The 20165-nt window shown below is 59.5% G+C and carries 15 protein-coding genes; 7 read left to right on the forward strand and 8 right to left on the reverse strand.

Annotated features, from left to right (window positions below; translation table 11 throughout):
* The first annotated feature begins 70 nt into the window (after window positions 1-70).
* Entirely contained in the window at window positions 71-3391 is a 3321-nt protein-coding gene (locus TX24_RS05755) for a calcium-binding protein (RefSeq protein ID WP_244175820.1), read from the forward strand.
* Between the two features lie 24 nt (window positions 3392-3415).
* Window positions 3416-5158 carry a hypothetical protein gene (locus TX24_RS05760; RefSeq protein WP_057709873.1) on the forward strand — a complete coding sequence of 581 codons (1743 nt, stop codon included), beginning with the start codon at window positions 3416-3418 and terminating at the stop codon, window positions 5156-5158.
* 42 nt (window positions 5159-5200) lie between these two features.
* Here TX24_RS05760 and TX24_RS05765 read toward each other — a convergent pair whose 3' ends face one another.
* The 5 genes from TX24_RS05765 to TX24_RS05785 all read right to left on the reverse strand — a co-directional run bounded on the left by TX24_RS05765 (window position 5201) and on the right by TX24_RS05785 (window position 9320).
* Complete coding sequence (locus TX24_RS05765) at window positions 5201-5968, reverse strand: SDR family oxidoreductase (protein ID WP_003190816.1); 768 nt, start codon at window positions 5966-5968, stop codon at window positions 5201-5203.
* Between the two features lie 21 nt (window positions 5969-5989).
* The gene (locus tag TX24_RS05770; protein WP_057709874.1) at window positions 5990-7057 is read right to left on the reverse strand and encodes a phosphotransferase family protein; all 1068 of its coding nucleotides are present in this window, start codon (window positions 7055-7057) and stop codon (window positions 5990-5992) included.
* A 129-nt stretch (window positions 7058-7186) separates the two neighbouring features.
* On the reverse strand, window positions 7187-8140 hold the full coding sequence (locus TX24_RS05775) for a 2-hydroxyacid dehydrogenase (RefSeq protein ID WP_057709875.1): 954 nt from the start codon (window positions 8138-8140) through the stop codon (window positions 7187-7189).
* A 179-nt stretch (window positions 8141-8319) separates the two neighbouring features.
* Window positions 8320-8766, reverse strand: coding sequence for a hypothetical protein (locus tag TX24_RS05780; protein ID WP_003190820.1), 447 nt, complete (start codon window positions 8764-8766; stop codon window positions 8320-8322).
* Window positions 8767-8819: 53 nt separating this feature from the next.
* The gene (locus tag TX24_RS05785) at window positions 8820-9320 is read right to left on the reverse strand and encodes a DUF4822 domain-containing protein (protein WP_057709876.1); all 501 of its coding nucleotides are present in this window, start codon (window positions 9318-9320) and stop codon (window positions 8820-8822) included.
* Between the two features lie 415 nt (window positions 9321-9735).
* Here TX24_RS05785 and TX24_RS05790 point away from each other — a divergent pair, with 415 nt between their 5' ends.
* Window positions 9736-11013, forward strand: coding sequence for a serine/threonine transporter (locus TX24_RS05790; protein ID WP_003190826.1), 1278 nt, complete (start codon window positions 9736-9738; stop codon window positions 11011-11013).
* 606 nt (window positions 11014-11619) lie between these two features.
* On the opposite strand, the gene acnB is transcribed toward TX24_RS05790, so the two are convergent.
* Window positions 11620-14229 (reverse strand): bifunctional aconitate hydratase 2/2-methylisocitrate dehydratase, encoded by a 2610-nt coding sequence (gene acnB, locus TX24_RS05795; RefSeq protein WP_003190828.1) that lies wholly within the window; start codon window positions 14227-14229, stop codon window positions 11620-11622.
* Between the two features lie 396 nt (window positions 14230-14625).
* Between acnB and TX24_RS05800 the strand changes: the two genes are divergently transcribed.
* The gene (locus tag TX24_RS05800; RefSeq protein ID WP_003190830.1) at window positions 14626-15093 is read left to right on the forward strand and encodes a DUF1289 domain-containing protein; all 468 of its coding nucleotides are present in this window, start codon (window positions 14626-14628) and stop codon (window positions 15091-15093) included.
* 134 nt (window positions 15094-15227) lie between these two features.
* Here the strand turns inward: TX24_RS05800 and TX24_RS05805 are convergent, their stop codons facing one another.
* Window positions 15228-16091 carry a universal stress protein gene (locus tag TX24_RS05805; protein ID WP_057709877.1) on the reverse strand — a complete coding sequence of 288 codons (864 nt, stop codon included), beginning with the start codon at window positions 16089-16091 and terminating at the stop codon, window positions 15228-15230.
* Between the two features lie 151 nt (window positions 16092-16242).
* On the opposite strand from TX24_RS05805, the gene TX24_RS05810 reads away from it, so the two are divergent.
* Window positions 16243-16845: a MiaE family protein gene (locus TX24_RS05810; protein WP_032892116.1), complete on the forward strand. Its 603-nt coding sequence runs from the start codon at window positions 16243-16245 to the stop codon at window positions 16843-16845.
* On the opposite strand, the gene TX24_RS05815 is transcribed toward TX24_RS05810, so the two are convergent.
* On the reverse strand, window positions 16801-18000 hold the full coding sequence (locus tag TX24_RS05815) for an MFS transporter (protein WP_057709878.1): 1200 nt from the start codon (window positions 17998-18000) through the stop codon (window positions 16801-16803). The two genes, TX24_RS05810 and TX24_RS05815, sit on opposite strands and share 45 nt — an antisense overlap.
* Before the next feature lie 157 nt (window positions 18001-18157).
* On the opposite strand from TX24_RS05815, the gene TX24_RS05820 reads away from it, so the two are divergent.
* Window positions 18158-18865 (forward strand): response regulator, encoded by a 708-nt coding sequence (locus tag TX24_RS05820; RefSeq protein WP_057709879.1) that lies wholly within the window; start codon window positions 18158-18160, stop codon window positions 18863-18865.
* The gene (locus tag TX24_RS05825) at window positions 18866-20143 is read left to right on the forward strand and encodes an ATP-binding protein (RefSeq protein ID WP_057709880.1); all 1278 of its coding nucleotides are present in this window, start codon (window positions 18866-18868) and stop codon (window positions 20141-20143) included.
* Window positions 20144-20165 lie beyond the last annotated feature (22 nt).

Below are 20165 nucleotides of genomic sequence, written 5' to 3' on the forward strand. Positions count from 1 at the left end.
CAATGGTATGGCATAGGGAATAAGACTCATGGCGACAAGCGAACCACCTGCAAAGAAAAGGTATCCGACTTTGCTCGCGCTCGATCAGCGCTTGGGCCCGCTGATTGTTGGAGAGCTGACTCTTCAGCGCGCGGACCTGGCCGCCATGGGCGCCAGCATGTCGGGCAAGCCCCTGAGAGCCAGACACTTGGACGTGCGCGAGGCCGATCAGACGCTGCTTGATTCGATCCGTTTCTCGGTGCCTGAGCTGCAGCGCTATCTAAGCACCGCAGATTCGGTCAGCGGCAGCAGCGCTGCTCTATTATTCGAGTTCGCGGCGTTGCGCTCGGTACAGGCCCCGCCATTGCTGCTGCCTGAGGCGGGTGGCGAGCATTCGGGGGCAATGGACAAGCTCGACAGCCTGCTGTGCAAGGTGCAAAAAACCAACCTCAACCAAGTGTCGCAGTTGGAAGGGATGCCTCAATGGGTAGAGCCGAAGAAAAGCCGAAGCCTGGCGTTGATAGGCGCCGGGCTTGGGGTTTACGGGTATTACAGTGCAATCAGCGCGTTGACCGATGCGATCAAGACTGGCGACATCGACGAGACGGTAGTCACCGGTGCTGAGCTGTTCGCCAATCTGACGGGGGAGGCACTGGAGCTGGCGCTTGAGCGGTTCGGCAAGCGGATGCTGGAAAACGGTCGGAAGGTGTTCGCGGGCTTTAACGCCAGTACGTTGGGCAAGATCATGCAGCGGGGCGCGAACCTGTTTGCCTTGGTACTGACCCTGCCTTTTGACATCATCAGTGCCCAGACATCGCTTGCCAAAGCGGCGAAAAGTACCGGCAAAGAAGCACTGGACCATTACGTGAGCGCCGGCTTCACTATCCTGGGGGCAAGCATCAGCGTGATCCTCAGTGTTGCAGCAGCGGCCGGTTTCAGCGTTGCCGGCCCGCTGGGTATCGCTGCAGCTGTGGTGTTGATGCTGGGGATGCAGCTCTATTCTGCGGTTCGTCAGGTGGATGAAATTGATGATTACATCGAGCTGAGTATCGTTGAGCGCCTGCAGGCCGGGTGGTTGGCGTTTCAAGGCCGGGAGCCGCAGCGAGACGTGCGTGACCGGTACGTTCTGGCAAAAATGCAAAAGCAGCATGCGCAGCAACTGACAAGCCAGGCCGAAGCCTGGCTGATGGGTGCGCTCAAGGGCACCGTGCAGGCGGTGGTAAATGGCCGGTTTGAGGTACGCCTGAATCCGGTACGCCATTGGAAGCGTCGATGGAATGAAGCCGAGGGCGAGGATGCCTACATCGACACCAATGAACCAACGGTCGTTGACCTGGATGACGATGTGGATGCTTCAAACACCCCGGTTGACCAGATTCCAGGCGTGGTGTCTGGCAGTCAATGGGTGAATGCTGCTGTGCTCTGGCGACTGGGGGGCGGTAACGACAAGGTCAAAGGCTTGACCGACAACCCGAATATTTTTCAGTTCGGCGCAGGCCACAAGCAACTCACCGGCGGCGCGAAAGCTGATGTGTTCACGTATGAGATACCGGCGGGCACACTGGATGCAGCGCTCGCGAATGGCCCGGTCAGTGAACTGTATGGCGGGGCCGGCAGCGATACGCTCAATTTGTCCAACTCGGCAACCTATCAGGAAGGGGCGCAGGGTTATGCCATTGATCTGCAGGCAGGCACTGTTGCTCGGCGCAAAGACCTCGGCACCCCGACGCCTCATCACTCGATTAGCCTGGATTCGATTGAAAACGTCTCGACTCCGGCTGGCGTTGCCAACCATGTCAAAGGTTCGGCCCAGGCCAATACGGTGATCGCCGAGGGTGATAATGATCGTGTCGAGGCAGGAGATGGTAATGATACGGTGGTAGTGCTGGGCGCCAACGCGTGGGTCGATGGGGGCGCGGGCAAGGATCGCTACGTCATTGCCAGCAACCGCGGCACCGTGACCCTTAAGGATCAGGACTGGGCGGAAGGTGCTGTGATTGAAATGCGCTGGCCATTGGCTGCGATCGCCAGTTGGCGTATCCAAGAGTGCGCGCTGGTTATTGTAGTCTGGCGCGGCGAGGACGGCGAACTGCCACAGCACGTGATCAGGCTTGAGCAGCTGTATACGCGCAGCGACAGCCAGCGGCGGTTGAACACGCACAACCTGCTGTTTGTCACGCAAGACGGCTACATGCTTGAGCCGATCCTCACACCTGTATTGGCTGGCGAGGAAGATGTCAGCGTCGCGGTTGCCGTGCGAGGAGGTGGCCAGGATCTCACTATTGACAAGGTGCTGAGCGCCGGAGAGTTCGTGGTGCCCTATGGGCGTTCGAGCCGCTGTTTCATTGAGCGTGGGCCGAGCAGGAAGGAGGTGGCTGTTCGCCTCAAAGGCGACACCACGGCTTGCATGTTGTACGTGGATTACTCGTCGCGCGAGCTGCTGCAAGCCTTGGCCGAATACCGTGTGACCTTGCGCCGGGTTGGTCATTTCGATTCGCTGACCTACAGCGATGTGAGGTTGACCCTCACATTCACCGATGGCGGGCAATTGGTTCTCGCCAACTACGCCAGCGATCGATCTTCGACGCGCACCAACGTGACGTCCAACATCATTGCGGTCAGTTTGAAGCTTGATTGTCGATTCGAACTGGTCATGAACGATGGCGTCTCCTATCGGGTTCAGGCTGCTCAGCAAACTTACGCCCAAGACCGTGCTTCGCCTGGTTTCAATACCTTCGACGGCCGTTCGGCTCTGGTCAAGCGTGTAGGCACCCATCCGTTTTTTCGGCCGCACAGCGCCAAAGGTGTCTGGTTGCAGTCGGTGCCTCAGAAAATCGTGATCCCGGCACCGCCGCATTACCAGAAGTCGTACGCGTTGCTGGGGCGGGCCTCCACTTATGAAGTGGTGCCCAGCACCGGTTCAACAATTTGCCTGTCCACGCCGGGCGCACTGGCGAAACAGTCGAATGCATCGTTTTGGCGAATCAACACTGCAAGCCTTGGCGAACTGATCGAGCAACGGCATATCGTACTGACCAACGACACATTGAAGGTCGGCAGTGTGACTGTGAGCCTGCCACCGATGACAGACCCTTCGGTGCCGCTGGAACAGGTCAGCGTGCACACCAAACAGGGCGAGCAGTACGACATCCGACAGGACCTGGGCGCTGTTTATCTGGCGCAACTGGACGCTGCGCCATACGCAACCGTAGACGCAGTGTTCGGCGCGCTGCGCCGCTCTCGCCAGTGGGCGACGTTGATGGTGCGCCAGCTGCGTGTGATCGGCCTGGCGCTGAAGGACGGTACGGTATCGGGCATTCATTACGACGCAGGTCGCGACTGTTGGGGAGCGGACCTGGAACCCCAGCGTAACGTTACGTCGTCGGACCTGCGGTTCACGCGGGTTGCGTGAGCATCAATTCAAAAGGACTTTTTCATGCAACAGAATACTAACTCGCCCCGAACTGCCTCAGGTTCTTCCTCGCGTGTGGGCTCGGGTGCCGACACCTTTATGGTCAGGGATTACGGCGCGCCGAGTCGCAGTGCCGCAGCGGTTAATCAAGGCACGCTACGTGCGCAATTCGTCGATGCCGATAGGTACGGGATACCGCAAATAAGTGCTTTGGATGTGCCAGGGCCTACGCCGCCGCAGGCTGTGCTGGTGACCGGCGATACGCTTGGCGCCGCGGATGCCGAGGGCGTTCGTCATGCGGGTGGTCGCAGTTATGTCGACCTGACCACCGGAGAAACAGTGCAAGTGGTCTACGACCCGGCAAGTGGGGGTTATCACCCACGTTTGCCTTATCAGTTGGCGGCCAGCTCTGCTGTTGTGCAGCGGATGGCTGGAGCTTGCACCTGGACAAGTTCGACGCCTGCAACACATTCCCGCGCCATGTCGATGCCCAGTCCCACGCCTGCAAGCGTGCGCCTGGACCCACAGTGGGATTTGCACAGCTATGACGCCAGTGGTGCGGGCGCAACGCAAGGGGCTGTCATCCCGGGAAAAAAGAACTATCTCATTGGCGGGCAGACCTACTACGGCGATACGCAATTTTCGTTGGATTACTATCGGGTGGGCATGAGCAAACTCCACCGGTTTAATGACCGTGGCAAGTGGGTGGTGAGTGGCGCCATTGCCGAAGACGGCATGGTTCAGATCCACGGCGACCCGGCTGCCACCTATCTGTATATAGGCAATGTACTGGCTCGCATCCAGGTCGATAGCGCCAGAAATAAGTATCATCTAGTCGCTGCCGCACAAAGCGGCCTGCCCGGTATTTTTCTGGATACCGGTGGCAGCCGGGCGTCGTGGGTACCCGAAATGCGCCTGGACAGTATTGGCGATATCATCAGCGCTGCGCGCAAGCGCCTGGGTTACAGCGCTGTTACCAGTGACATGAGCCAGGGCTTGATGTCGACCATGGACAAGCAGACGTACTGCTACATGCGCCAGTATGCGCGGCAGATGATTGCATTCGACAACGCCCATATTCGCAACGCGCCGGTGCAGTATCGAGATCGCTTGATCGATGCGCACATCTGGCGCCATGGTTATCCCTATGACCGTCTGCTGCTCGGGATGCGCGCCAGGGCCGAGCGCACAGCATTACCCCTGGGCATCGTGCAGTTCGATCCCTTTCAGGGCATGGCCACCGTTGCCCCACGACGAGAGGGAGGGATCAATGTGGGCGCCGTTCTCCAGAACGACCAGCTTTACTATCCCCAACGGCAGAGGACCCCAGATGAGCAACAGCTGCTTGATCAATGGAAGGCCCTGAATACCACCGATGAAAATATATTGCGGGGGCAGGCCAACGAAAAAATGTACCAAGCGCTGCTTGAAAACGATGGCTATCGAATCATTCCTGGTGGAACTTATGGCGGTGGTCAGAATGGTTTTGATCTGGTGTTCAAAGGGCCAGCGGATGATGTTTATGTGCTTGAGGTCAAGCATGCCAAAAGCGGCAGCACCAGCATGGCCAAGGTCAATCCTGATTACCAGATGGAAGATGGTTGGGTTGCGAGGGTTTTAAGCAGGCTGGATGCAAATGATCCAGGCGCCGGACAGGTGGTCGAGGAGGCGCTGAGGCGTCAACGGCTGTTCAAAGTGATTGGTGCAACCTTGCCAGACGGCAAGCTGGTGTTGTTCAAGATCGATATGAGCGCTGTGCGTGCCTGATGGCAAACGGGCCAGCCCGTCTGCCACCGGCGGCGCCTGGCTTCAGGACAAGAAACCACCGTCCACATTCAGCGAAACGCCGGTGGTGTAGCTTGACGCGTCACTGGCCAGGTACAGCACCGCACCGGCCATTTCGCTGGGGGCGGCGACGCGCTTGAGCGGGATTTGCGCCAAGGCCATTTTCAGGATCGAATCGTTCTTGACCAGCGCCGAGGCGAACTTGGTATCGGTCAGGCCCGGCAGCAGGGCATTGCAACGGATGCCAAAGGCGGCACATTCCTTGGCAAATACTTTGGTCATGTTGATCACGGCGGCCTTGGTCACCGAGTAGATGCCCTGGAACACGCCCGGCGAGATGCCGTTGATCGAGGCCACGTTGATGATGCTGCCGCCGCCGTTCTCGCGCATCAGCTTGCCGGCTTCCACCGACATGAAGAAGTAGCCACGGATATTCACATCAACGGTCTTCTGGAATGCACCCAGGTCGGTGTCCAGTACGTTGCAGAACTGCGGGTTGGTGGCGGCGTTGTTGACCAGGATATCCAGGCGGCCGAACTGTTCGCGGATGCCGGCGAACACCTGGGTGATCTGCTCCATTTCACCAATATGGCAGGCAATGGCCGTGGCTTTGCCGCCGTCGGCGATGATCGCATCAGCCACGTGCTGGCAGCCCTCCAGCTTACGGCTGGAGACAATCACATGGGCACCTTGCTGGGCCAGTAACTTGGCGATGGCCTCACCGATGCCACGGCTGGCGCCGGAAACAAACGCAATCTTGCCGTCGAGGTCGAACAGGTTGGTCTTGGACATGAGGGTTCCTTGTAGTTGCACTCAGAGCGCTGATTTGCCGATGACATTCAGGCTCATCTGCTCCAGCAGTTTGTTCATGTGGATGAACTGCGCGAAGCGTTTGTCCTGGGTCTGGCCATGGAAGAAGCGGTAGTAAATCTGCTGCACAATCCCGGCCAGGCGGAACAGGCCGTAGGTGTAATAGAAATCGAAATTGTCGATCTGGATGCCGGAGCGCTCGGCGTAGTAGTCGACAAACTGGCGGCGGGTGAGCATGCCGGGGGCGTTGCTCGGCTGGCGGCGCATCAGTTGCACTGGGGCCGGGTCCGCGGCCTCGATCCAGTAGGCGAGGGTGTTGCCCAGGTCCATCAGCGGGTCGCCCAGGGTGGTGAGTTCCCAGTCCAGCACGCCGATGATCTGCATCGGGTTGTGCGGGTCGAGGATCACGTTGTCGAAGCGGTAATCGTTGTGCACGATGCTGGAGGTGGGGTGATCGGCTGGCATCTTGTCGTTGAGCCAGGCGCGTACCGCCTCCCACTTTGGTGCATCGGGCGTCAGGGCTTTTTCATAGCGCTCGCTCCAGCCGCGAATCTGCCGCGCCACGTAGCCTTCGGGCTTGCCCAGGTCGGCCAGGCCGCAGGCGGTGTAGTCGACCTGGTGCAGTTCGACGAATTTGTCGATAAAGCTTTTGCACAAGGCTTCGGTGCGGGTGGCGTCCAGGTCCAGTTCAGCCGGCAGGTCGGACCGCAGGATGATGCCGTTGACGCGCTCCATCACATAGAACTCGGCACCAATCACCGATTCATCGGTGCAGTGCACATAGGCTTTGGGGCAGTACGGGAAGCCATCTTTAAGCTGGTTGAGAATGCGGTATTCGCGGCCCATGTCGTGGGCAGACTTGGCCTTGTGGCCAAACGGTGGGCGACGCAGCACAAATTCCTGGCCGGGGTATTCCAGCAGGTAGGTCAGGTTCGACGCACCGCCCGGAAACTGGCTGATGGTGGGCGTGCCATCCAAGCCCGGGATATGGGCCTTGAGGTAGGGATCGATCAGGCTGGCATCAAGTTCTTCGCCTGGGCGAATCTGGGTCGATTGGTCGTTCAGCGCCATGCTTATCCCTTCTGCTTATTCTAAAGGCCTTGGACTATTTCCTAATCTAATGCGCACACCCGCCCAGCGACAAGGTCGGGGCGGCTTAATAGGTTAGCGTGTTGAAGCGTGATCAGCGTGCCTGATCGGTCATTTTGCCGGCGCTGGCAAGGCTACCGGTGTAAGCACGGGGCGGCCGGCAAAGTATTCCACCAGGTTGTCAGCGACGCGCTGCACCGTGTCATGGACCGCTTCCGGGGACAGCCCGGCCACGTGGGACGTCAGCACGGTATTGCTCAGGCGCTTGAGGGCATCGGGCACTGCGGGTTCATCGTCAAATACGTCCAGCGCGGCGCCGCCGATGCGTCGCTGTTCCAGCGCGGCGACCAGGTCGGCGGTCACCACCACGCTGCCGCGGCCAATATTGATCAGAAAACCGTGCGGCCCCAGGGCGTCCAGAGCGTGGCGGTCGATCAGGTGGCGAGTGCTGGCACCGCCGGGCGTGGCCAGCACCAGGAAGTCCGAGGTGCGCGCCAGCTCCACGGCCGTCGCACAGTAGGTGTAATCCACGTCATCGCGGGGTTGGCGGTTGTGATAACTCACCTCCATGCCGAACCCCAGGGCGGCGCGCCGCGCAATCTCCATGCCCACCGCGCCCAGCCCGACAATCCCCAGGTGTTTACCGCTGATGGAAGGGCGCATCACCTTCGGCCATTCGCCGCGCCGTACCGCCGCATCTGTCTGGGGAATGCCACGCACCAGCGCCAGCAACAGTGCCATGGCGTGATCGGCCACCGACGGGGCGTTCACGCCGGCGCCGTTGGTGACCACAATCCCACGGTTGCTCGCCGCCTGCAGGTCTACATGCTCGTAGCCGGCGCCGATCACGCAGATAATCTCCAGCAAGGGCAGCGCGGCGATTTCCTCGGCGTAAAGCCCTAATGGGCCACGGGTCAGCACGGCCTGGATCTGCCCACCATGGGTCTTGATCGCCTGGGCACGTTCAGCGGGCGTCGGCGCCAGGATCACATGGAAGTCGCTGCTTTCGATGATTTGCAGGTATTCGTTGATGGTTTCAACCAGGACCAGAACAGTGGTGGGCATCGCAAGGCTCTTCCTGAGGGGTTTGAGAGCATGAGTATGCACCGAACCTACCCGTTATTGCGCTGACCTCCCGCAAGAATGCTGGATGAGTCAAACACTGGCTATTGCGCAGAACGCCATACGCGGCGAGCTGCGCAATCCAAGCGTGGGAAGCTCGGTGGCTTAGCTGAGGGCACCCATTATTCAGCCGTCCCCGCCTGCCGTGCCTGGGCTTGCTCTCTATGGGCTATCGGCATGAAATCGTATGTGGGGAAGAACTCTGTCTTGTATGCACCCCACGCCGTGTTCTCGATGGCGAGGTTGACCGCCGCCAGACGCGACGCCGGCAGGCGCAACACGATGACTTGCCCGATGCCCATGGTGATATTCCAGCTGACGACTTCTACACCTGCGGGCGGGAATACCTTGTGAAATTCCTGCTTGGCCAGTTGGGCTTTTAATTCACTCAGCGGTCGGGATTGATCGTGTTTAAGAAAGACGGTCAACATCACTGCGTTATCGGAGGTGACGGCGACATTTTTTGCTGTCGGGGCCGCATTAGCACGTACCTCGGATGCAGTGGGTAACAGCGTGGCCGCCAACAGTGCGGGTATTAACATTGACTTCAGGTGCGTGTGTATATTCATATTGAAGTGCCTCGTTTGTTATTGATTTTTATGGTTGGCGATAAGTGAATTGATTAGTTTGACATCTGAGTCTTTATCGGCCCGCTGTAAGGCGCGTGCACCACGTAGATTCGAACGGGCGGGTTAGTTGCTACCATGTCGCGCGGGACTTCGCGAGAATAAGTAAATTCAGTGTTATCCAGTTTTTCCAACCTTCTGACGATGGTGCGGTGAGGGCCCAGGTCGGGTACCAGGATGTGGGTCTGTTTGTCGCCAGTGACCATAAAATAGCCGCCCCCACCGTCAGGGTGTTTCGAGCGCCCCGTATCGGTATAGAAGAACTCATAACGATTGCGTTGTGGGTCCCACATGGAAATGCCAACCACGCCGGGGTACTTGGCTTTGACGTCGTTTTGTGGTTCGCCCTCTATATAAACCTTAGTCGTCAGCCATTGAGGCGAAGAGGCCAAGGCACGAATGTCCACCTCGGGATCAACAGGTGTCGCGTGACTTGACTGGGCGCCTAATAACCCCGCAAAAAATAAGCCGGCAAAAGTAGCGGTGAGTTTTCGCATCATCAAACTCCTTAAACGTGGATTCAGTGGTGTTGTCGTATTTTTGATCGGTGCGCGAAGATATTAGTGTGTGAATTTGTGCAGGCTCAATACCTGTGTATGGTTCTGAAACAGTTGAGGTGTTGTAGGGTTAAGAATATGACTTTTAAGCGGGCAAGTTCTGAACTTATTGTCGGAATCTTCTTGTAAGTTTGACGTGTTAGAGGAAAAAGCAGGGCTGTTCGTACGGCACCTCGGTCATCCAGATCCTTTACGAATAGCCGCCCTTGAACAGATGCACCGCCTAACCATTCCTCAGCTAAGTCTTTGCTTCTCCAAGAGAATCCCGGACAATCCGGCCCTTGTTATGGTCAGGGCGCTGCCTGTCAGGTTTTTCTGACTCGTCCTGGCCGTGTGAATGCGGAGATCCGACCGGATGAATGATCAGGCCAATAGCGTCGACGAACGCTATGCAACGACACCTGCAACGCTCACAAGCTGGAGCCGCCAGGACACTACCTGGATGCTCGGGCTATTCGGTACCGCCATTGGCGCCGGTACTTTGTTCTTGCCTATCAACGCGGGCCTGGGGGGCTTCTGGCCGCTGGTGATCCTGGCGTTGCTGGCCTTCCCGATGACGTTCTTTGCCCACCGTGGGCTGACCCGTTTCGTGCTGTCCGGCCGTGAAGGTTCCGACATCACCGACGTGGTTGAAGAGCATTTCGGTATCAAGGCCGGTGCGCTGATCACCTTGCTGTACTTCTTTGCGATCTTCCCGATCCTGCTGATCTACAGCGTGGCGCTGACCAATACCGTCAGCAGCTTCATGGAGCACCAGCTGCATATCCTGCCGCCGCCCCGGGCCATCCTGGCGTTTGTGTTGATCCTGGGTTTGCTGGCCGTGGTGCGTTGCGGTGAGCAAGTGATCGTCAAGGCCATGAGCTTGATGGTGTACCCGTTTATTGTGGCCTTGCTGTTCCTGGCCGTGTACCTGGTGCCGCACTGGAATGGTGGCATTCTCAGCACCGCCAGTGAGGTGCCGGCACCGTCGGCGCTGCTCAATACGCTATGGCTGGCGATTCCGGTGATGGTGTTCTCGTTCAACCACTCGCCGATCATCTCGGCCTTCGCGGTGGACCAGAAGCGCCAGTACGGCGCAAACGCCGAGGAGCGCAGTTCGCAGATCCTCTCCCGCGCGCACCTGCTGATGGTGGCGATGGTGCTGTTCTTTGTGTTCAGTTGCGTGCTGACCCTGTCGCCCGCACAGTTGGCCGAAGCGAAAGCGCAGAACCTGTCGATTCTGTCGTACCTGGCCAACCACTTCGATAACCCGACGATTGCCTTTGCCGCACCGTTGATTGCGTTCGTGGCGATTGCCAAGTCGTTCCTGGGCCACTACATCGGCGCCAGCGAGGGCCTCAAGGGCCTGGTGGTCAAGACTGGCCGCCGCCCGGCACCCAAGACCCTGGACCGCATGACCGCAGCCTTCATGTTGGTGGTGTGCTGGATCGTCGCCACGCTCAACCCGAGTATCCTTGGCATGATCGAGACCCTGGGTGGGCCGGTGATCGCGTCGATTCTGTTCCTGATGCCGATGTACGCCATCCGCAAGGTGCCGGCCATGGCCAAGTACCGTGGGCAGGCGTCGAATGTGTTTGTGACTGCGGTTGGTTTGGTTGCCATTACGGCGTTGGTGTATTCGCTGCTTGCCTGAGCCCTGATGCGGTCTATCTGACTGTCCAGCATAGGTATCTACACAATTTTGTAGGTTGTAGCAGCCAACGGTAACCACGATGCGAAGCGAGCCGCTCTTGATCTTGATCTGCTTGTGATCTTGATCTCAGGCGCCCCGTTAAACCGCGCTGGCGGATTACGGGCACACCGAGCCTAAGCGAGGTGCCGAGTGGTGGGGCAAGAGCGCTTTGCTTACTTTCGCGCTTTTCGAAAGTGAGCCGCCGTCAGGGCGGAACCCTAAGTGGCTGTTACCGCAGCAATGGATATGTACACAATCCAGCTGCGTTGACTGTGAGGCCGCCTTCGCGAGCAAGCCCGCTCCTACATTTGGATTGTGGGGGGGGGGGCGGCCAGGTGGATGGTGTCGGCTGGCAGGCCGTCTTCGCAGGCAAGCCAGCTCCCACATTTGGATCGCGGTGCGTCAGTTAGATCAGCATCGTCTGTCAGGCCGTCACGGGAGCAAGCTCCCTCGCCACAGGGGCCGCAGCTCCCACATTTGTTTTGTGTTGGCAGTAATGGTTAGTTCCAGGCATAAAAAAACGCCGCGTACCTTGCGATACGCGGCGTTTTTCACATCAACACACCGTTAAGCTTGAATCACCGGGATGTTGGCGCTCGCTGCGATCTTACGGAACTCAGCGATCTGGTCGAAGTTCAGGTAACGGTAGACGTCACTGGCCATGGTGTCCAGTTTCGCCGCGTAGCCCATGTACTCTTCGACGGTCGGCAGGCGACCCAGGGTAGAGGCCACGGCCGCCAGCTCTGCCGACGCCAGGTAGACGTTGGCACCATCACCCAGGCGGTTCGGGAAGTTACGGGTCGAGGTCGACACCACGGTGGAGTTTGGCTCAACGCGTGCCTGGTTACCCATGCACAGCGAGCAGCCTGGCATTTCCATGCGTGCGCCAGCCTTGCCGTAGATGCCGTAGTAGCCTTCTTCGGTCAGTTGGTGCGCGTCCATTTTGGTCGGCGGCGACAGCCACAGACGGGTTGGCAGCTGGCCCTTGACCTGCTCCAGCAGTTTACCGGCAGCGCGGAAGTGACCGATGTTGGTCATGCACGAACCGATGAACACTTCGTCGATCTTCTCGCCAGCGACGCTGGACAGCAGGCGGGCGTCGTCCGGGTCGTTTGGCGCGCAGAGGATCGGCTCGTTGATTTCCGATAGGTCGATTTCGATGATTTCGGCGTATTCGGCGTCGGCATCGGCTTCCATGAGCTCCGGGTTGGCGACCCAGGCTTCCATCGCTTGAGCGCGACGTTCCAGGGTGCGTGCATCGCCGTAGCCTTCGCCGATCATCCAGCGTAGCAGGGTGATGTTGGAGTTCAGGTACTCGGTGACGGACTCTTTGGACAGCTTGATGGTGCAACCGGCAGCCGAACGTTCAGCCGAGGCGTCGGACAGCTCGAAAGCCTGTTCCAGCGTCAGGTCGTTCAGGCCTTCGATTTCCAGGATGCGGCCAGAGAAGGCGTTCTTCTTGCCTTTCTTCTCTACGGTCAGCAGGCCAGCCTGGATCGCGTAGTAAGGAATGGCATGCACCAGGTCACGCAGGGTGATGCCAGGTTTCATCTTGCCTTTGAAGCGCACCAGAATCGATTCCGGCATGTCCAGCGGCATGACGCCGGTGGCGGCGGCAAACGCGACCAGGCCAGAACCGGCCGGGAACGAGATGCCCATCGGGAAACGGGTGTGGGAGTCGCCACCGGTACCGACGGTGTCCGGCAGCAGCATACGGTTCAGCCAGCTGTGGATGATGCCGTCGCCCGGACGCAGCGATACACCGCCACGGGTCATGATGAAGTCAGGCAGGGTGTGGTGGGTGGTCACGTCGATCGGCTTCGGGTAAGCCGCGGTGTGGCAGAAGGACTGCATCACCAGATCGGTCGAGAAGCCCAGGCACGCCAGGTCCTTGAGTTCGTCACGGGTCATTGGGCCGGTGGTGTCCTGGGACCCCACGGTGGTCATCTTCGGCTCGCAGTAAGTGCCTGGACGAACGCCTTTGCCTTCTGGCAGGCCACAGGCCTTGCCGACCATTTTCTGCGCCAGGGTGAAGCCCTTGCCGGTGTCGACAGGCGCTTCAGGCAGCTTGAACAGGTCGGTAGGGCCCAGGCCCAGCTCAGCGCGTGCCTTGTCGGTCAGGCCACGGCCGATGATCAGCGGGATACGGCCGCCGGCGCGGACTTCGTCCAACAGCACCGGAGTCTTCATTTCGAACGTGGTCAGGACTTCGTCGGTGCCGTGTTTGCAGACTTTGCCAGCATGCGGGTACAGGTCGATCACGTCGCCCATGTTCATGTTGGTGACGTCGAATTCGATTGGCAGTGCGCCAGCATCTTCCATGGTGTTGTAGAAGATTGGAGCGATCTTGCTGCCGAAGCAGAAGCCGCCGGCACGCTTGTTCGGCACATACGGCACGTCGTCGCCGAAGAACCACAGCACCGAGTTGGTCGCCGATTTACGCGACGAACCGGTACCGACCACGTCGCCCACGTAGGCGATCGGGAAGCCTTGGCCGCGCATTTCTTCGATCTGCTTCATCGGGCCGGTCTTGCCTTGCTCGTCCGGCACGATGCCTTCACGGGCCATTTTCAGCATGGCCAGGGCGTGCAGCGGGATGTCAGGGCGGGACCAGGCATCAGGCGCAGGCGACAGGTCGTCGGTGTTGGTTTCGCCGGTGACCTTGAAGACGCGCAGGCTGATCTTGTCGGCCAGGGTAGGGCGGTTGCGGAACCACTCGCCGTCAGCCCAGGACTGGATCACGCCTTTGGCGTGCTCGTTGCCGTTGCGGGCTTTTTCGGCGACGTCGTGGAACGCATCGAACATCAGCAGGGTGTGCTTGAGTTGGGCGGCCGCGACGGGCGCCAGTTCGGCGTCGTCCAGCAGCTCGACCAACGTCACGATGTTGTAGCCGCCCTGCATGGTGCCGAGCAGTTCAACAGCGCGTTTCTTGTCGATCAGGGGGGAAGTGGCTTCGCCCTTGGCCAGGGCAGACAGGAAACCGGCCTTGACGTAAGCGGCTTCGTCAACGCCTGGTGGAATGCGGTTGGTGATCAGGTCAACGAGGAATTCTTCTTCGCCAGCCGGAGGATTTTTCAGCAGCTCGACCAGGCCTGCGGTTTGTTCGGCGTTAAGCGGCTGGGGAACGATACCCAGTGCTGCACGCTCTTCGATATGTTTGCGGTAGGCTTCAAGCACAGTTATTACCCTCATCAGTGGTCCCACGGGACGCTCATCCAGAAATGAACGGCACGCATGCGCTCGGGGGCTTTTTGGGCCGCAAAGCCAGCGCTGCCGCCATTTCTTTACAGAAGCTGCTTTCAAAGTTTTACGCCTGCAGAACGGAGCTGATGAGGGTTGGCGCGGGCTCTGACCTACCGGGTCGAACCTGCGCCAACACCGTTCTGAAGGAACGACTGTGCTCGTGACGCTTTGAAAACAGCTTCCAGCGGATTATTGGCGCCTTACAAGGCCGGGTGATTCTACGGCAAAAAAAATCTAAAGGTAAGTTGCCTGCTCAAGTTTGCTGGGTGATCAACCTTAGACAAAGGGCTAACATGGCGCACTGTTTCGCGGATTTGCGTGTCATTGCCCATGCCCAACCAAACCATCAAGACTCCCTGCGTCGGCCTGTGTTCCACGGTCTACGGCGATCTCGTGTGCCGTGGATGCAAGCGCTTCCACCATGAAGTGATCCAGTGGAACGGCTATAACGAAGAAGAAAAGCGCGCGGTCTGGCTCAGGCTTGAGCAGCTGTTGGTGCAGGTCATGGCCGGCAAAGTGGAGGTTTTCGACCCCAAGACCCTGCGCGGGCAGTTGGAGCAACGCAAGATTCGCTTTGTGCCACACCAGTCCGAGTATTGCTGGGCCTACCAGTTGATCGCCCGTGGGGCCCGGGTGATCAATAACCTGGAGGCCTATGGCATGGTGCTGTTGCCGGAGTTTCGCGACTGGGCGCTGCCTGAACTGCGCGATGCCATTGATCGCGAGTTCTTTATCTTGTCCGAGGCGCATTACCAGCGCTATATCGCGCCGGGGTTCTTGAAAGATGCGCTGGGTTAACTGACTGGCGAGGTCAATGTGGGAGCTGGCTTGCCTGCGATGGCGGTGTATCAGGAGCAAATGCGCCAGCTGACCCACCGCCATCGCAGGCAAGCCAGCTCCCACATTTGATCTACATTGCCTGAAGGTCGGTGTCAGGGCTTGGTCGCCAGCTCTTCCAGATGGTCCATGAGCGTCTGCGGTTTGAGCACCAGCACATCGCTTTGTACCGCATCCAGCACCACTTCTGCGGTATTGCCGATCAACGCGCCGGAAATCCCCGTGCGGGCCACCGTGCCGATGATGGTCACCGCCGCCCGTAACTGATGGGCCATGTGTGGAATCAGCACATCGGCCGGGCCTTCCTTGATATGCAGGTGACTGTCGTCCACGTCGAACTCGGCCTGGAAGGCCTTGCACTGCTCGCGATAGCGCGCCTCGATGGTTTCCTTGAGCTGAAAGGTCGGGTCGGCCGCCGACAGCATGGGCGACGGGTGGGCACTGATGACATGCAATTTGGCTTTGGCCAGGCTGGCGATATCAAAGCCATGGTCGATGATCCAATGGTGCAGCGAGCGGTGTTCGCCGTCTGTGTTGCCCACGTCGATGGCCGCCAGGATCACGCCGCCCGCCCAGGGAGTAGCGGTCTTGACCAGCAACACGGGCGTTGGGCAATAGCGCAGCAACTTCCAGTCCGCCGGGGTCAGCAGGGCTTTTTTCAGCGGGCTGTCGAGGAAGTGCTGCTTGATCACCAGGCCGCAGCCTTCGGCTTGCTGCACATCGATGATGGTTTCATGCAGGCTGTCGTTCCATGCTTGCTCGGTGGTGACGCTGTAGCCGTCTTCCGTCAAGCCTTGCTTGAGCAGGCTCAACAGCGCCGAATGCTCGTGTTTCTTGTCACAGACCAGCAAGTGCAGGTGCGCGTCGGTCACCCCGGCAATCAGCTTGGCACGCTTGAGTGCCAGGCTTTCGGAGTGCTCGGGCTCGATGACCACCAGGATGCTGCGGATGGCTTGCATGGTCGGGTTCTCCTGAAAAGGGCGGGCGTTGAATAACTATAGTTGCTGGTCGGCAACCGTCATGTTGATACACATCAAGGCCGGTGGCTGGTGGTCTGCGGCGGGGTCGGTATAATCGGCGCCCTTTTGTGATCCTTTGCCCGTGAGCCCGATGAACCTGCCCGAAATCCATGAATTCCTCGGCTGCCGCACCCCTGATGCCTGGGTCCAGGCCGCGTTGGCCGACCAGGAAACCCTGCTGATCGACCACAAGAACTGCGAATTCAAAGCCGCCAGCACTGCCTTGAGCCTGATGGCCAAGTACTACGGCCACGTTGACCTGATCAACATGATGTCGCGCCTGGCCCGCGAAGAGTTGGTGCACCACGAGCAGGTCATGCGCCTGATGAAAAAGCGCAAGGTCGAGCTGCGTCAACTGCACGCCGGGCGTTATGCCTCGGGTTTGCGCAAGGTGGTGCGCAGCCATGAGCCGGTCAAGCTGGTAGACACCCTGGTGGTGGGCGCCTTTATCGAAGCGCGCAGTTGCGAGCGTTTCGAAGCGCTGGTGCCGCATTTGGACGAAGAACTCGGCAAGTTCTATTTCGGCTTGCTCAAAAGCGAGGCGCGGCACTTCCAGGGTTACTTGAAGCTGGCTTACCAGTACGGCGACGCCAAGGACATCGCCCAGGTGATCGAGCGGGTGCGGGCCACCGAGCAGGACCTGATCGAATCACCCGACGTCGAGTTCCGCTTTCACAGTGGCGTGCCAGCCTGAGGCCACGGCCACACCGATCAAGGCGGTGATCCCCGCCAGCAGCAGGATCACCGTTGGCGTGCCCAAAGGCGCTGCCAACACGGCAATCATCAAGCCCGCCAAGGGCTGGGCCAGGTTGTTGAGCAAGGTCATCACGCCAACGGTCTTGCCGAAGTCCTGCACCGGAATCACCCGTTGGCGGGTGCTGCGCAGGTACACGTTGAACATCTTGTCGAAGCCGGTCAGCAGCAGGAACCCCACCGTGTAGGCCCACACGCCGGGGCTGAGCGCTGTGATCAGCGCGCCGACGGTGATCATCGAGTACGACAACCCGCCCAGTACCTTCAGCTTCAGTGATGAATGCGCCAGGTAGAACAGAATCGCGATTGTCACCAGCGCCCCGGCGGCTTGCAGCAGGGCATAGGCGTCTTTGCCCGCTGCGTAGTGGCCAGTGACCATGGCAGCCGAGGTAGCCAGCGTCACGCCGACCATCAGGTTCACACCGACCGCCAGGACGATGATGCGTTTCAACTCCACCCGGTTGAGGATGTGGCCAAAAGCGGTGCGCAGGGGTTGCAGCCAGTTACCCGGCTGTTGTTCATGGATGTGCAGGTCCACCGTGGTGTTGCGCTGCCAGATCAGCATCGCCAGGTCTGCCAGCACAAACAGCGCGGCGACGCCCAGCACTACCCATGGCCACGCCCAGACTTCCAGCATCAGCGCCGCCACCAACGGCCCGAGCACCAGTCCGCCCTGGTCGGCGATCTGCGAATAGGACAAGGTCTTGGCATAGGTGTACTGCCCGAAGATATGCGGCATCACCACTTCCCGCGCCATGATGCCCTGGGTGGTCAACACGCCGCAAAGCGCGGACAGCATCACCAGCCAATGGATGCCGTCGAACAGCCCATAGCACGCCATCGCCACCACACACGCCAAGGCCCGATACACCTGGCTGATATGCAGGATACGCACCGGTGAAAACCGGTCGCACAGCGCGCCGCATACCGGAAACGCCAGGTAGCGCGGCAGTGACTCGACAAAAAACGCCAAACCCGCCCACGACACGCTTTGAGTGGTCTGGAACACGATCAAGGGCACGATAAACAGCAAAATCTGGTCGGCCAGCCGTGAAAGGAACAGCGAAATGAAGAACGCCAGGTAATCCTTGCGCATGGAACTCCCTGTCAATGGCGTTAAAAAGTGCAGGCTATTTGTTAAAAACTCTTAAAAGCATGAAGCTTCTTCGCTGGGTACTGGCCAGCGGCTTCTGTCGGCCAGCTTGCCACCTATAATGGCCCTTTTTCAATCCGCGCATCCACACTGAGAACTTATGGAAAACCTGGGTCTGGGCAAGGTCCTGCTCGTTGAGGACGATGAAAAGCTGGCAGGGCTGGTCTCGCATTTTCTGTCGCAGCATGGTTTCGAGGTACGGGTGGTGTACCGGGGTGATGAAGCCCTGGCGGCGTTCGTGGATTTCAAGCCGAAGATCGTCGTGCTCGATCTGATGCTGCCGGGTCAGAGCGGGCTGCATGTCTGCCGCGAGATTCGCAACGTGTCGGACACGCCCATCGTGATCCTCACCGCCAAGGAAGATGACCTGGACCATATCCTTGGTCTTGAGTCCGGTGCTGACGATTACGTGATCAAGCCGATCAAACCGCCGGTATTGTTGGCGCGCCTACGTGCGTTGCAGCGCCGCCAGGTGCCCGAGCCCACGATGCGCGGCGCTCTGGAGTTCGGCCGCTTGTCGATTGATCGCAGTTGCCGGGTGGTGCGCCTGGGCGGCGAGACCATTGACCTCACCACCATGGAGTTCGAGTTGCTGTGGTTGCTGGCCAGCAGCTCGGGCAAGGTTCTGTCCCGTGACGATATCCTCAACCGCATGCGCGGCATTGCCTTTGATGGGCTGAACCGCAGCGTAGACGTGTACATCAGCAAACTGCGCGGCAAGCTCAATGACAACCCCCGCGAGCCGGTGTGCATCAAGACCATCTGGGGCAAGGGCTACCTGTTCAATCCGTTCGCGTGGGAGGTGTAGATGCTGCGCTTGTATCTGCGCCTTTACGTGATACTTGCGCTCGGCCTGGCCGGGTCGATCTGGCTGGTGAACTTCGGCCTGGACACCTACATGCCCGAGTCCAACGAAACCTATAACCGTGAAGCCCTGCGCGGACCGGCGTGGGCCTTGGTGGAACAGCTGCGCCCCGTGCCGGCAGAGGCCCGCCAGGCACGCCTGGACGAACTGCAACCGCATTACGGCTTGCGGCTCAAACTGGTGCAGCGTGATAACCAGGATTTGAGCGAGCGCGAACACAAACTCCTCGCGGCTGGCCAGGTGGTGGTGCGCGAAGACTTCATGAAGTTTCTCGCGCCTATCGACGACGGCCCCCAATTGCTCGAAATCAAATTGCCGGAAGAGCCCAAGTGGTTGTACCTGTGGGCCTACGGCTTCCTGGGCGTGAGCCTGGCCATTGTTCTGTATTTCTGGGTGCGCCCACACTGGCGCGACCTGGAGCACATTCGCCTGGCGGCGCAACGTTTCGGTGACAACGACCTGGGCTCGCGCATCCTGCTGCCGAGCCGTTCCACCGTGCGTTCCCTGGCCGGGCACTTCAACCAGATGGCCGAGCGCATCGAGGGTTTGATCGCCAACCAGCGCGAACTCACCAACGCGGTCTCCCATGAATTGCGCACGCCGATTGCGCGGTTGTCATTCGAGCTTGATCAACTCAGGCAACAAAGCGACCCACGGCAAAGCCGAGCGCTGATCAACGACATGTACGCCGACCTCGGTGAGCTGGAAGAAATGGTCTCCGAGCTGTTGACCTATGCCAGCCTTGAGCCGGGCGCCACCCAGGTCACCCGTGAGCATATCGAGGCCCACAGTTGGCTCGACAGTGTTATAGGCGCCGTGGCCCTGGAGGCCGAGGCGCAAGGGGTGCAGCTGTCGTTGCGCACCTGCGAGGTGGACGTTATCCAGATCGAGCCACGCTTTATGGCGCGGGCCGTGATCAACCTGCTGCGCAACGCCATTCGTTATGCCGACCGCCGCGTGGAAGTGTCGCTGGTCAAGTTTGGCAGCGGTTACGAAGTGCGGGTCAACGACGATGGACCGGGGGTGCCGCTGGAGGGGCGCACCAAGATATTCGAACCCTTCCTGCGCCTCGACGCCAGCCGCGACCGCCGCACAGGCGGGTTTGGCCTGGGCCTGGCGCTGGTCAAGCGTGTCAGCCAGTGGCATGGCGGGCAAGTTGAGGTGCTGGATTCGGAATGGGGCGGGGCGTCGTTTCGGATGACGTGGGCGTATGCCGAGTAAAGGGGCTTGCCCCAATGTCATC

It is taken from the genome of Pseudomonas lactis, assembly GCF_001439845.1.
GTDB classification, from domain to species: domain Bacteria; phylum Pseudomonadota; class Gammaproteobacteria; order Pseudomonadales; family Pseudomonadaceae; genus Aquipseudomonas; species Aquipseudomonas lactis.

Bases quoted from the DNA above. Each gene is read 5' to 3' on its own strand.
- TX24_RS05760 (WP_057709873.1), top strand. From the start codon at position 3,416: ATGCAACAGAATACTAACTCGCCCCGAACTGCCTCAGGTTCTTCCTCG.
- TX24_RS05765 (WP_003190816.1), bottom strand. From the start codon at position 5,968: ATGTCCAAGACCAACCTGTTCGACCTCGACGGCAAGATTGCGTTTGTT.
- TX24_RS05770 (WP_057709874.1), bottom strand. From the start codon at position 7,057: ATGGCGCTGAACGACCAATCGACCCAGATTCGCCCAGGCGAAGAACTT.
- TX24_RS05775 (WP_057709875.1), bottom strand. From the start codon at position 8,140: ATGCCCACCACTGTTCTGGTCCTGGTTGAAACCATCAACGAATACCTG.
- TX24_RS05780 (WP_003190820.1), bottom strand. From the start codon at position 8,766: ATGAATATACACACGCACCTGAAGTCAATGTTAATACCCGCACTGTTG.
- TX24_RS05785 (WP_057709876.1), bottom strand. From the start codon at position 9,320: ATGCGAAAACTCACCGCTACTTTTGCCGGCTTATTTTTTGCGGGGTTA.
- TX24_RS05790 (WP_003190826.1), top strand. From the start codon at position 9,736: ATGAATGATCAGGCCAATAGCGTCGACGAACGCTATGCAACGACACCT.
- TX24_RS05800 (WP_003190830.1), top strand. From the start codon at position 14,626: ATGCCCAACCAAACCATCAAGACTCCCTGCGTCGGCCTGTGTTCCACG.
- TX24_RS05805 (WP_057709877.1), bottom strand. From the start codon at position 16,091: ATGCAAGCCATCCGCAGCATCCTGGTGGTCATCGAGCCCGAGCACTCC.
- TX24_RS05810 (WP_032892116.1), top strand. From the start codon at position 16,243: ATGAACCTGCCCGAAATCCATGAATTCCTCGGCTGCCGCACCCCTGAT.
- TX24_RS05815 (WP_057709878.1), bottom strand. From the start codon at position 18,000: ATGCGCAAGGATTACCTGGCGTTCTTCATTTCGCTGTTCCTTTCACGG.
- TX24_RS05820 (WP_057709879.1), top strand. From the start codon at position 18,158: ATGGAAAACCTGGGTCTGGGCAAGGTCCTGCTCGTTGAGGACGATGAA.
- TX24_RS05825 (WP_057709880.1), top strand. From the start codon at position 18,866: ATGCTGCGCTTGTATCTGCGCCTTTACGTGATACTTGCGCTCGGCCTG.